We start from the raw sequence: 12,032 nt of genomic DNA on the forward strand, positions 1-12,032 counted from the left end.
TCAGGCGGGTTCGGCGAGGCGCTGGCGGCCGGCCGGCAACGCCGCGGCCGGCGACGCCTCGGCCTGCTGACCGAGGGTGAAACCGCCCACGGCCTCGGCCAGCCGGTCGGACTGCTCCTTGAGCTGTTCGGCGGCGGTGGTGGACTCCTCCACCAGGGCGGCGTTCTGCTGGGTCATGCGGTCGAGCTCGCTGACCGCCACGTTGACCTGGCCGATGCCCTCGCTCTGCTCGCCGGTGGCGGCGGTGATCTCGCCCAGCACGTCGGTCACGCGGGTCACGCTCTCGACGATCTCTTCCATGGTCTCGCCGGCCGCGCGCACCTGGGCCGCGCCCTCCTCGGTGCGCTCCACCGAGGTGTCGATCAGCCCCTTGATCTGCTTGGCCGCCTCCGCCGAGCGGCTGGCCAGCTGACGCACCTCGCCGGCCACCACCGCGAAGCCGCGACCCTGCTCGCCGGCCCGGGCCGCCTCCACCGAGGCGTTGAGCGCCAGCAGGTTGGTCTGGAAGGCGATGCTGTCCATCATGGTCACGATCTCGCCGATCTGCCGCGAGGAGTCGCTGATGCCGTCCATGGTGGCCACCACCTGACCGACCGCCTCGCCGCCGCGCCGCGCCACCTCGTTGGCCGACTCGGCCAGGCCGTTGGCCTGCCGGGAGGACTCGGCGGTGTGCTCCACGGTGCTGGTGATCTCCTCCATGGAGGCCGAGGTCTGCTGCAGGCTGGAGGCCGCGTTCTCGGTGCGCCGGGAGAGATCCTGGCCGCCCTGGGCGATCTCGGTGGCCGCCACGTGCACGGACTCGCTGCTGTCGCGGATGGTCAGCATCACCGACTCCATGCGCGACACGAAGCGATTGAAGGCATTGGCGATCTGCGCCACCTCGTCGCTGCCGTCCTCCGGCAGCCGCCGCGTCAGGTCGCCCTGGCCGCTGGCCACGTTCTCCATGGCGTCCCGCGCGGCCAGCAGCCGGCGGAAGACCACCTTGAGCAGCAGCCCGAGCAGCAGGGCCGCGCCCAGGCCGACCAGCACCAGGGTGATCGCCGAGGCGCTCATGATGCCGCGCAGCCCGGCGGTCGCCTCGTGCTCGTCCAGGGCCACCACCAGTTGCCAGTCGGTGCCCTCGATGCCGTTGCCCAGCAGCAGCTTGTCGGCGCCGGCCAGCTCCGCCGGCAGCGGCGAGGCGGCGCCGGTCAGCTCGGCCAGGGCGGCGGCGGACAGCGTCGGGGAGAGCTCGCTCACCGGCGCCAGGCTCATCTCGGGATCGGGATGCGCCACCAGGGTGCCGTCGGCGGTCGCCAGGAAGGCCAGGCTCGAGGGCGTCGGCGCGATCTGGTCGACGATGTCGATGATGGCGTCGAGGGCCACGTCGCCGCCGGCCACCGCCACCAGGTCGCCGTCGCGGTAGAAGGGCGCGGCGAAGGTCACCACCAGCTTGTCGGAGGTGGCGTCCGCGTAGGGCGCGGTGACCACCACCTCGCCGGCTTCCGCGGCCTGCCGATACCAGGGCCGCTCGCGGGGATCATAGCCTTCCGGGGTCTCGCTGGCCGAGAAGACGACCCCGCCCCGGGTGTCGGCGATGTAGGTGTTCATGAAGTCACCGGAGACCCGCAGCTGCTCCAGGGCGGGCATGGGCGCATCGCTGGTGGCGACGGGCTCCAGGGCCGCGAGCATGCCGGCCCGGGCATCGACCCACTCCTCGATGGCCTGGGCGTTGCCGTGGGCCACGGCCTCCAGGTTGCGGGTGATCTGGTCGTCGTTGTGGGACTCGACGGTGAAGTAGCTGGCCGCGCCGTTGATAAGCAACGCCACGGCGATCACCACCAGGGTGGCGATCAGGATTCGCAGTCGCAGGGATGTCAGCATGGTCACTCTCGTGGATGGGGAGTTCGTCGTGGGCGCAGCTCCCGGGTGCCAGGCGCTGGCTCGACTGCGGCTATCGGCCGTGCCGGCCGGAACTTGAACCGCCCCCGCGTCACGCGGCTTTCAAGAAGGCCCCGTCCTGGCCGATGATGGGCATGACGATCCCTTTCCACCCCAGGCCACGACAGGACGCATGAGCGACCAGCAGCTTCCCCAGGAATATCCCGCCTCCCTCAAGGTGGTCGGCGTCGGCGGCGGCGGCGGCAACGCCATCCGTCACCTGCTGGACACCACCGAGCTGGACGGCATCGACGCCATCGCCGTGAACACCGACCGCCAGGCGCTGGAGACCCTGCCCCAGTCGACCGCCCTGGCCATCGGCGGGGGCACCACCCGGGGCCTCGGCGCCGGCGCCGACCCCGAGGCCGGACGACGGGCCGCCGAGGAAGGCCGCGACGCCCTGCGCGCCCGGCTGGCCGGCACCGACATGCTGTTCCTGATGGCCGGCATGGGCGGCGGCACCGGCAGCGGCGCCACCCCGGTGGTGGCCGACCTGGCCCGGGAGATGGGCCTGCTGACGGTGGCCGTGGTCACCCGCCCCTTCGGCTTCGAGGGAGCCCGTCGCCGGCGCACCGCCGACGCCGCCATCGAGGCGCTCCATGGACGGGTGGACTGCCTGGTGGTGGTGCCCAACGATCGCCTGCTGCCCGCCCTGGGCCCCGGCGCCTCGATGATGCGGGCCTTCGCGGCGGTCAACGACGTGCTACGCGAGGCGGTGACCGGCATCGCCGAGGTCATCACCCGCCCGGGCATGATCAACATCGACTTCGCCGACGTGGCGGCGGTGATGCGCCGCCCCGGCCGGGCGCGCATCGGCAGCGGCGAGGGCGCCGGCGAGGAGCGGGCCCGCCAGGCCGTGCAGGCGGCGGTGGAACACCCCCTGCTCGAGGCCACCGACCTGGCCGAGGCCGCCGGCGTGCTGGTCAGCGTCACCGCCGGCGCGGACCTCGGCCTCGCCGACTTCGACGAAATCGGCCGCCGGGTCGCCGAATTCGCCGGCGAGGACGCCATGCTGGTGGTCGGCACGGCCCTGGATCCCGCCCTGGAGGGCCGCCTGCGGGTCTCGATCGTGGCCACCGGGTTGGAGGTGGCCCGCGAGGCCTCGCCGCTCCCTCGCGCCCCGTCCCGGGAGGCGCCGCCGGACGGCCCGCCGGCCGGCGACCGGGACTGGCTGGATCTCGACGACTTCCTCAAACGACTGCGACGCTAGCCGCCCGCCGGGCCCGCTCAGCGCACCGTCTGCGGCTCCCGAAGGTAGCGCTCCTCGAAGGCCTCGGCGCCCGCCGGGCGGCCGGTGAGGAAGCCCTGGATCAGGGTGACGTGGTAGGCCCGCAGGGCCTCGAGCTGCTCCGGCGTCTCGACGCCCTCGGCCACCACCCGCAGGCCCAGCTCGCGGGCCAGGCCGGTCACCGCGGCGAGGATGGCGCCGCTGCCCCGGGACTGCCCCAGCCCGCGGACGAAGCTGCGATCGATCTTGAGGGTGGTGACCGGCAGCTCCTGGAGGTAGCTCAGCGAGGAGTAGCCGGTGCCGAAGTCGTCGATGGCGATGTCGCAGCCCAGCTCGCGCAATGCCTTCAGGGTGGCCGCGGCCTGCTGGTGCTGGTCGAGCAGGGTGCTCTCGGTCAGCTCGAAGCCGAGCTGACCCGGCGGCAGGTCGTAGTCCGCGTAGAGCTGGCAAACCTCGGCGATCAGGTCGCCCTGCCAGAACTGGCGGGCCGAGAGGTTGATCGCGACCCTCGGCGGCGTCAGGCCGGCCAGGCGCCAGGCCCGCAGCTGGCCGGCCACCAGGTGCATCAGCCGCCGGCCGATGGGCAGGATCAGCCCCGAGCGTTCGGCGAGGGGGATGAAGTCCCCCGGCGAGACGACGCCGAACTCGGCGCTGTGCCAGCGCAGCAGGGCCTCGGCGCCGCGCACCTCGCCGGTGTCGCGATCGATCAGCGGCTGATAGTGGACGTCCAGCCCCTCCCCGGTCTCGGCGGTGTTGCGCAGCGCCGTCTCCAGGGCCAGGTGGTGATGATCCCGGACATGCATCTCGGCGCGGTAGAGGCGATAGGTGTTGCGCCCCTCCTGCTTGGCGCGATACATGGCGGCATCGGCCCGCTGCACCAGGGTCTCGGGGGCTTCGCCGTCGTCGGGATAGACGCTGATGCCGACGCTGCACCCCACTCGATAGCGATGGCGCCCCAGCTCGAAGGGGGCGCTGGCCGCCTCGATCAGCCGCCGCGCCACCCGGGTCACCTCGTCGACCTCCTGGACATCGGGCAGCAGGGCGATGAACTCGTCGCCGCCCAGCCGCGCCAGGGTGTCGTCCTCGCGCAGGTGCTGCTGCAGGCGCTCGGTGAGCTTGACCAGCAGCTCGTCGCCCAGGGCATGGCCGAGGGAGTCATTGACCTGCTTGAAATGATCCAGGTCGAGGAAGAGCACCGCCAGGCGCCGCGCCTGGCGGTGGGCGTGGCGCACCGCCAACGCCAGGCGATCGTCCAGCAGGCGCCGGTTGGGCAGCCGCGTCAACGGATCGTAGTAGGCCAGGTGGCGGACCTGCTCCTCGTTCTCGCGGATATGGGTGATGTCGGTGAACAGCGCGGCGTAGTGGCTCACCTCGCCGGCCTCGTCGCGGATCGCCGAGATCGTCAGCAGCTCCAGGTAGAGCTCGCCGCTCTTGCGGCGATTCCAGATCTCCCCCCGCCAGAAGCCATGCTCCTGCAGCGTCTGCCACATGTCGCGGTAGAAGGTCGCATCGTGGCGCCCGGAGGACAGCACCGCCGGAGTGCGCCCGGCCACCTCGTCCAGGTGGTAGCCGGTCATCTGGGTGAAGGCCGGATTGACGAACTGGATGCGGGTCCGAGGGTCGGTGATGATGATGCCCTCCAGGGAGGCATCGATGACCCGCTCGGCGAGCTGCAGGCTCTCCCGGGACTGAGCCAGGGCCCGGTCGCGCTCCTCGAGGGCCTCGCGCAGGTCCTGAAGGTAGCCGTGCTCGGCGCCGGCCAGGATGTCCTGGAAGCCCAGCAGGCCGATCACCTCGCCGGCCTCGTCGAGCACCGCCAGGTGGCGCACCTGCCGGCCGACCAGCGTCTCCCGGGCGCGGATCAGCGGTTCCGTGGCGCCGATGGTCAGCAGCGGCCGGCTGGCCAGCGCATCGATCGCCACGTTGCCGGGGTAGCGGGCGACGAAACGTACCAGGTCGCGCTCGGTGAGGATGCCCAGCGGCCGGTCGTCGCCGGCCACCACCGCGGCGTCCACGCCGCATTCGCCCATCCGGGCGGCCGCCTCGGCCAGGCTCAGCGTGCCGGGCAGGCGCATGGGCGCGGGCCGCATGGCGCCCTGCACCTCGCGCAGGCGCAGGTAGGGCTCCAGGCCCTGGTTCAGGGCCACGTCCGTCTGGGAGACGATGCCCAGCGGGCGATCCTCTTCGTCGACCACCAGGAAGTGGCGCCGCCGCGAGGTGGCGAAGCGCATGGCGGCCTCGCCGAGGGGCACGTCCCGCCGCAGGCGCTCGACCGGACGGCTCATGGCCTCGGCGATCGGTCGGCGCAGGGTCGACGGCTCGGCGAAATCCAGCCGCAGGCAGTCCCGCTCGGTCCAGATACCCAGCGGCCGGTCGTCCTCGACGATCAGGATGGAGCTGCAGCGGCGCCGGCTCATTCGGGCGGCGGCCTCGCACAACGGCGTCTGCGGCCCGCAGGTCAGCAGGCCGCGCTGCATGATGCGCTCGACGGGAAGGGCGTGCGTCTGGGAGAGCTGATCCGAGTCCATCCATGCACCGTCTCGGGAAAACCATTCACCCTAGCCCGAGCCTCGCCGGCTCGACAGGGGGCTAGTCGATTTCATTGACATGCATCAAGAAAACCCTCCTTGCCCGGCGGACGATGCCTGACGGCACCGCCCGCGGGACGGAGGAGTCACATCAGTGTAGAGTAGGAACCGGCATCGGACATGCCCCTTACTCCGCGATGAGGCTGCCGTCCGCCGCGGAGGGCGCGCCCGTTTGACAGGGCCCGGGATGTCGCCGATACAGGGAGTAGCGCGACGCCGGCACGACACGACAACGCTCCGCATGGCCTTCCCATGACGTGGTTTCCCCCGACGCCTGCCTCCGCCTCCCTGCTCGACCGGCTCCAGACCCCGGTGTGGATCTTCGACATCGAACGGGAGCGGATGCACTACGCCAATGCCGCCGCCCTGCGGCTGTGGAACGCCGAGACCCACGAGGCGCTGTACGGCCGCGACTGGTCGTCGACGATGAGCGAGGCCAGCCGCCAGCGGCTGGCGGACTACCTCCCGCGCCTGGCGGCCGGCGAGCCCATCAGTGAGCAGTGGACCTTCTACCCCGGCGGCGAGGGCATCTCCGTGCACTGCCGCTGCAGCGGCCTGCCCCTGGAGGACGGCCGCACCGGGATGCTGGTCGAGGGACTCGAGAGCGCCCCCCTGCTGGACGCCTCCAGCCTTAGGGCCCTGGAGGCCGTGCGCCACAGCCCGCTGATGGTGTCGGTCTTCGACGGCGCGGGCCGGATTCTGATGCGCAACCCGGCCGCCCTGCGCACCCGGCGCGGGGAGGCCGGCTTCGTCGAGGCCTTCGAGGATCGCGCCCTGGCCCGGCGGCTCCTCGAGCGCCTGGCGCACCGGCCGGAATGCACCCTGGAGGCGGCCATGCGGGTCGGGGACGGCCCGCGCTGGCATCGGCTCGACCTCTGCCGGGCCACCGATCCCCAGACCGCCGAGCCGATGATCGTGATGAGCGAGCTCGATATCAGCCGGCGCCGGGAGCTCGAGCAGGCCCGGCTGCTCGCCAAGCGCCAGCTGGAGGTGGTGATCGAGGGCCTCAACGTGGGCCTGCTCCTCGAGGACGAGCACCGCACCGTGATCGTGGCCAACCAGGCCTTCTGCGACCTCTTCGAGGTGGCCGCGTCCCCGGAGCGCCTGACCGGCCTGGACTGCCGGGAGGCCCTGCGGGCCGCCCGCGCCGGCGTCCGCGACCCGGCGACCTTCGCGGCGCGCGTCGAGGCGCTCGTCACCGGCGAGGAGGCGCCGGCCCGGGACGTCGTCGCCATGGCGGATGGCCGCTTCCTGGAGCGCTCCTACACCCCGGTGATCGTCGACCGCCGCCATCGCGGCCACCTCTGGGGCTACCGGGACATCACCCGGCAGAAGCGCCAGGAGGCGGACTGGGCGCACCAGGCCAGCACCGATGCCCTGACCGGCCTGGCCAACCGCCGGACCTTCGACGACGAGGTGCAGCGGGTCGCCGCCTCGGTCCGCGAGGCGGGCCCGTCCGCCGCCCTGCTGATGATCGACATCGACCGCTTCAAGGCCATCAACGACACCCACGGGCACGTCGAGGGCGACCGGGCCCTGTGCCTGCTGGCCGACTGCCTGAGGCGGCGGCTGCGCGAGGCCGACCTGCCCTGCCGCACGGGTGGCGAAGAGTTCATGGTCATCATGCCGGACACCGCCCCCGCGACCGCGGAGCGCGTGGCTCGGCGACTCTGCCGGGCGATCGCCGAGCGGTCGCTCGCCGAGGCGTCGCTGCCCTTCCACTTCACGGTGAGCATCGGCGTGACGGCGTTCAAGGCCGACGACGATGGCCCCGCGGCCCTCACCCGCCGGGCCGACGCCGCCATGTACCGGGCCAAGCGCGCGGGCCGGAACCGCGTGGCGGCCCGCTGGTAGTCGCCCCGGAGCCGCCCGGGCTCAGCGACGCCGATCGATGAACAGGCTGTTGCCGGCCTGGCGCTTGGCCTGGCGCTTGAGCTCCGCCAGGCGGTTGGCGACGTCCATCGCCGCCAGCCCCGCGCCCCCGGCGATCGGACAGTAGGCCAGGGACAGCGTCATCAGCGGCACGAAGCACGCCCGATCGTGGCGATCCCGGCCGTCGAAGCCGCCGGCCCGGCGATGCGCCTCGCTATAGAAGGCGGGGATGAAGCAGGCGAAACGCTCGAGGATCGCCTCGCAGCGCTCCCGGGCGTCTCCGGGCGCCAGCACCAGCATGAAGTCGTCGCCGCCCACGTGCCCCACGAAGCCGTCCTCGCCGGCGCTCTCCTGCAGCATCCGCCCCAGCGCCAGGATCACCTGGTCGCCGCAGGCATAGCCGTAGACATCGTTGTAGGCCTTGAAGCTGTCCAGGTCGGCATAGACGGCGACGAAGGGCTCCCCGGCGGCCAGCCGCGCCGCCAGGGTATCGTTGATCACCTCGTTGCCCGGCAGCCCGGTGAGCGGGTTGGCCTGGCGGGCACTGCGCACCTGCAGGGCGGTGATCTCGCGCAGCAGGTCGAGGACCTGGCCCAGCCCGCGATAGCGCCCCTCGGCGTCGACGATGACGAAGTCGTCCTGGCGCCCCTGGGTCGAGCCGGTGATATGTCGGCTGAGCGCCTCCAGCGGCATCGTCTCCTCGGCGACCAGCATGCGCCGGTCCATCAGCGCATCGATGGGGCGCCGGGCATGCAGGGAGTGGCTGAAGGGATTGGCGAACAGCGACAGGAACTCGTGCTGGCGCACCACCCCCACCGGGCGCTGGTCGTCGTCCAGCACGGCCAGGCAACGCAGGTTGGGCTCGTGGCGAAAGCGCGCCACCACCTCGGGGACCGGCGTGCCCCGCGCCACCGGCGGCAGGTGACGGCACAGCATGGCGGCGCGGGTGCCGAAGGAGCCGGTCACCGCCCTGGGCGTCGGCGCGGGCCCCGCCAGCCGGCGCAGCGGGTCGCGGGCCGGCCGCGCGAAGTAATAGCCCTGCATCAGGGCGCAGTTCATCCCCCACAGGCAGCGCTGCTCGCCGGCGGTCTCGATGCCCTCGGCGATGACCCGGCAGCCCAGGCTGCGCGACACCTCGAGCAGCGAATTGAGGAACTGGCACTTGCCGGGATCGCGATCGATGTCCTGGACGAAGTGGCGATCCACCTTGACGAAGTCGGGGCGCAGCTCGGCCCAGTGGCGCAGGCTGGAATAGCCGGCCCCCAGGTCGTCCAGGGCCACCTGGAAGCCCATGCGACGGTAGTGGTCCACCGCCTGGCGCATCAGGGCGTAGTCATGGATCGGCAGGTGCTCGGTGAGCTCGATCACCACCCGCTCCGGTGAGAGCCCCACGCCATCTAGGAAGGCGCGGGTCAGCCCCTCCCGGAAGTCGTCCTCGAGCAGCGAGGTGGGCATGACGTTGAGGAACAGCCGGCCCGGCAGGTCCAGGGCGGCGAAGGCCTCGATGGCCAGGCGTCGGCACAGCAGGTCCAGCTCGACCAGGCGGCCGGTATGGCGGGCGGTGTCGAACAGCGTCAGCGGCGAATGCAGCGCCGAGTCCGACGGCCCCCTGGCCAGGGCCTCGTAGCCGAAGATGCCCTGGCAGCCGGCATCGACGATGGGCTGGAAGAGCGGGGTGATCGCCTCCTCGCGCAGGATGCGATCCAGCTCGAGGGCCTCGTGATCGATCATGGTCTCCGGGGTCGGCTGCGCGTCGCGGGTGACCTCTGGCATGGCGTCGTCTCTCCTCAGGCGGGCAGGGCCTCCAGGCCCCGCGTGTCCCTTGCCTCGGCCTCGCCGGGCGCCTGGGCGCCCGGGGCGTCGACCGCGATCGCCGCCGGCCGGGCGCCGGCCTCCGGCAGACGGAAGCGGGCGGTGAAGTCGCGCATGCGTCCGGCCTCGTCCTCCAGGGCCTCGGCGGCGCGATTGGCCCGCTCGACCATGGCGGTGTTGCGTTGGGTGACGCTGCCCATCTGGTGCATCGCCTGGTTGACCTGGTCCAGGCCGCGGTGCTGCTCGGTCGCGGCCTGGGCGATGCGATCGATGCGCTCGCCGAGGCCGCGGGTGGCGTCGAGGATCGCGACCATGTCCTCGCTGGCCCGGTGGGACAGGCCGTTGCCGCGCTCGACGCTGGCCCGGGAAGCCTCGATGAGCTCGCGGATCTCGCGCGCCGCCTGGGCGCTGCGCGAGGCCAGCTGGCGGACCTCGCCGGCCACCACCGCGAAGCCGCGCCCGTGCTCGCCCGCCCGGGCGGCCTCCACCGAGGCATTGAGCGCCAGCAGGTTGGTCTGGAAGGCGATATCGTCGATCAGGCCGACGATCTCGCCGATGCGAGTCGATCGCTCGCGGATCTCGCCCATGGTCTCGACGAAGGCGCTCACGCCGTCGCTGCCCTGCCGGGCCTTGTCCGTGGCCTGGTCGGCCAGGGCGTTGGCCTCGCGCACATGGCCGGCGGTCTCGGCCACCGAGGCGGTCATCTCGTCCAGGCTGGAGGCGGTCTGCTCGAGGGACGCGGCCTGCTGCTGGGTGCGCGCCGCGAGCTCCTGGTTGCCCTCGCTCAGGCGAGCGGCGTTGTCGAGCACCCGGTCACCGCCGTCGCGCACCCGCTCCACGGTCTCCGCCAGCGCCCGGCGCATGCCATCCAGCTCGGCATAGAGCTGGCCGATCTCGTTGTCGCCGCGGCCCTCCACCGGGGTCGCCAGGTCGCCGTCGGCGAGGCGGCGGAAGTGGTCGATGATCCGCGACAGCGGCCGGATGACGTTGGCCCGCACGCCCCAGACCACCACCAGCACCAGCAGCAGCGCGCCCGCCAGGGCCGCGCCCAGGGCCAGGTTGAGCCAGTCCGCCATGGCGTTGAAGCGCCCGGCCAGGGCGTCGCCACGCTCGGCCGCCGCGGCGAAGAAGGCATCGGCCCCGTCCATGAAGGCCTGGCTCATGTCGGCCACCCGGGACTTGCCGGAGTCGTAGCCGCCCGGGTCCTCCTCCTCGAGCAGCATCAGCTGCAGCGACAGGCCGGTGCTGAACAGCGACTGGAAACGCGAGGTCAGGGCCTCCACCGCCTCCTGCTGGCCGTCGGCGACGGGCACCGCGCGGAAGCGCTCGAAGGCCGCCTTGGCCTCGTCCATGTAGGCCTGGGCCTGCTCGATGACCGGACCGGGGCGATCGAAGGAGGGCACGCGCAGCAGGTGGGCGGCGCGATCCATCGCGACCTGGGCCCGGAGGGTGGCGATATAGGCCTGGTGCAGGGCGCGGGATTGCTGCGCCTGGCGCTCGCGCAGGTCCGTGAAGGCGGCGTGGCCATGGTGGTTGGCGTAGAGCCCCAGGCCCCCGGTGCCCAGGATGATCGCCCCGAAGGCGATCAGTACCAGGCTCCAGCTGAGCCGGATGGTCAGTCGATCGAGAAGTCGCATCGGAGATCCTGTCGCTGATGGTCGGACGGCCGGCTACCGGCCTGACGCGGTGTTATATCAGCGCTTCATGACATTCCGATGGCGAGGCGGCAGACGACGCGGCCACGGGATCGGGCTAAAGCGACGCCGACATCGGCCGATAACCGGTAACGAATCGGACCATTGGCAGAACAAAAGGAATCGCGTCCATGACACCTTCCGTGAACGAGAGCGCCGCCGCCGCGTCTACCCCATCGACGGAGGCCACGCCGACGCGTCGCCGCGTGGAAACCGTCCTGGCGACCTGGGCGCCGGGAGAGGCGCCCGAGACCGCGGCCGAGCAGGCGCCGCAACGGGGCGAGCTGGTGGCGCCCGTCCAGCGCGTCAACGAGGTGATGCGCCCCTACGGCGTGGAGTTCGAGCTACAGGAGGACAGCTCGCGCCTGATCACGCGACTGGTGGACCGGGAGACCGGCGAGCTGATCCGCCAGATCCCCGCCGAGGAGGTACTGCGGGTGGCCGAGCGGCTGGAGGAGGTGCAGGGCCAGCTGATCCGCGAGGAGGCCTGATCAGACCTGCATGTTCATCACGTCCTTGTAGGCGGTGACCAGCCGGTTGCGGACCTGGACGCCCATCTCGGAGGCCACGCTGGCCTTCTGCATGTCGACCATCAGGTCGTCCAGCTCGACGCCCGGCTCGCCGGCCTGGAAGGCGCGCGCGGTGTCGCCGGCCTGCAGCTTGAGCTGGTTGATGCGCTGGATGGAGGCCTTGAGCTCGCCGGCGAAGCCGTCCTGGTCGCCGGCCACGGTGGACAGGCGCTGCCCGGCGGCGGCGTCGCCGGCCTGGGTGGCCAGGGACTGCATCTGGGCGAGGGCGGAAGCGAGGGCGGGCGCGCTCATTCGATGACCTCCGGGTCGTGATGATCTCAGTGAGCGTCAGGCTAGCAGCCCGGCCGGGGCCGCCATGCCGCCAATTGCCGACCAAAAGTCAGGCTTT

8 protein-coding genes are annotated in these 12,032 nt (G+C 72.1%); 3 read left to right on the plus strand and 5 right to left on the minus strand.

All coding sequences use genetic code 11. The features are described 5' to 3' along the window. A complete protein-coding gene (locus QC818_RS06545) occupies positions 1-1,863 on the minus strand; it encodes a methyl-accepting chemotaxis protein (protein WP_309652040.1) in 1,863 nt (620 codons plus the stop codon). Between the two features lie 190 nt (positions 1,864-2,053). Between QC818_RS06545 and ftsZ the strand changes: the two genes are divergently transcribed. Then, complete coding sequence (ftsZ, locus tag QC818_RS06550; protein ID WP_309652041.1) at positions 2,054-3,130, plus strand: cell division protein FtsZ; 1,077 nt, start codon at positions 2,054-2,056, stop codon at positions 3,128-3,130. Between the two features lie 17 nt (positions 3,131-3,147). Here ftsZ and QC818_RS06555 read toward each other — a convergent pair whose 3' ends face one another. Then, positions 3,148-5,676 (minus strand): EAL domain-containing protein, encoded by a 2,529-nt coding sequence (locus QC818_RS06555; protein WP_309652042.1) that lies wholly within the window; start codon positions 5,674-5,676, stop codon positions 3,148-3,150. A 312-nt stretch (positions 5,677-5,988) separates the two neighbouring features. Between QC818_RS06555 and QC818_RS06560 the strand changes: the two genes are divergently transcribed. Continuing rightward, on the plus strand, positions 5,989-7,590 hold the full coding sequence (locus QC818_RS06560) for a sensor domain-containing diguanylate cyclase (RefSeq protein WP_309652043.1): 1,602 nt from the start codon (positions 5,989-5,991) through the stop codon (positions 7,588-7,590). Positions 7,591-7,611: 21 nt separating this feature from the next. Here the strand turns inward: QC818_RS06560 and QC818_RS06565 are convergent, their stop codons facing one another. Beyond that, positions 7,612-9,381, minus strand: a complete 1,770-nt coding sequence (locus tag QC818_RS06565) for a bifunctional diguanylate cyclase/phosphodiesterase (protein WP_309652044.1) — start codon at positions 9,379-9,381, stop codon at positions 7,612-7,614. Between the two features lie 14 nt (positions 9,382-9,395). Next, entirely contained in the window at positions 9,396-11,057 is a 1,662-nt protein-coding gene (locus QC818_RS06570; RefSeq protein WP_309652045.1) for a methyl-accepting chemotaxis protein, read from the minus strand. A 188-nt stretch (positions 11,058-11,245) separates the two neighbouring features. Between QC818_RS06570 and QC818_RS06575 the strand changes: the two genes are divergently transcribed. Beyond that, positions 11,246-11,605, plus strand: a complete 360-nt coding sequence (locus QC818_RS06575) for a flagellar protein FlaG (RefSeq protein ID WP_309652046.1) — start codon at positions 11,246-11,248, stop codon at positions 11,603-11,605. Here QC818_RS06575 and fliE read toward each other — a convergent pair whose 3' ends face one another. Then, on the minus strand, positions 11,606-11,935 hold the full coding sequence (fliE, locus tag QC818_RS06580; protein ID WP_309652047.1) for a flagellar hook-basal body complex protein FliE: 330 nt from the start codon (positions 11,933-11,935) through the stop codon (positions 11,606-11,608). Positions 11,936-12,032: the final 97 nt, after the last annotated feature.

The organism is Halomonas koreensis (assembly GCF_031451675.1).
Taxonomy (GTDB): Bacteria; Pseudomonadota; Gammaproteobacteria; order Pseudomonadales; family Halomonadaceae; genus Halomonas; species Halomonas koreensis.

Excerpts from the sequence above, each read along its gene's own strand:
- QC818_RS06545 (WP_309652040.1), bottom strand. The coding sequence starts at position 1,863 with ATGCTGACATCCCTGCGACTGCGAATCCTGATCGCCACCCTGGTGGTG.
- ftsZ (WP_309652041.1), top strand. The coding sequence starts at position 2,054 with ATGAGCGACCAGCAGCTTCCCCAGGAATATCCCGCCTCCCTCAAGGTG.
- QC818_RS06555 (WP_309652042.1), bottom strand. The coding sequence starts at position 5,676 with ATGGACTCGGATCAGCTCTCCCAGACGCACGCCCTTCCCGTCGAGCGC.
- QC818_RS06560 (WP_309652043.1), top strand. The coding sequence starts at position 5,989 with ATGACGTGGTTTCCCCCGACGCCTGCCTCCGCCTCCCTGCTCGACCGG.
- QC818_RS06565 (WP_309652044.1), bottom strand. The coding sequence starts at position 9,381 with ATGCCAGAGGTCACCCGCGACGCGCAGCCGACCCCGGAGACCATGATC.
- QC818_RS06570 (WP_309652045.1), bottom strand. The coding sequence starts at position 11,057 with ATGCGACTTCTCGATCGACTGACCATCCGGCTCAGCTGGAGCCTGGTA.
- QC818_RS06575 (WP_309652046.1), top strand. The coding sequence starts at position 11,246 with ATGACACCTTCCGTGAACGAGAGCGCCGCCGCCGCGTCTACCCCATCG.
- fliE (WP_309652047.1), bottom strand. The coding sequence starts at position 11,935 with ATGAGCGCGCCCGCCCTCGCTTCCGCCCTCGCCCAGATGCAGTCCCTG.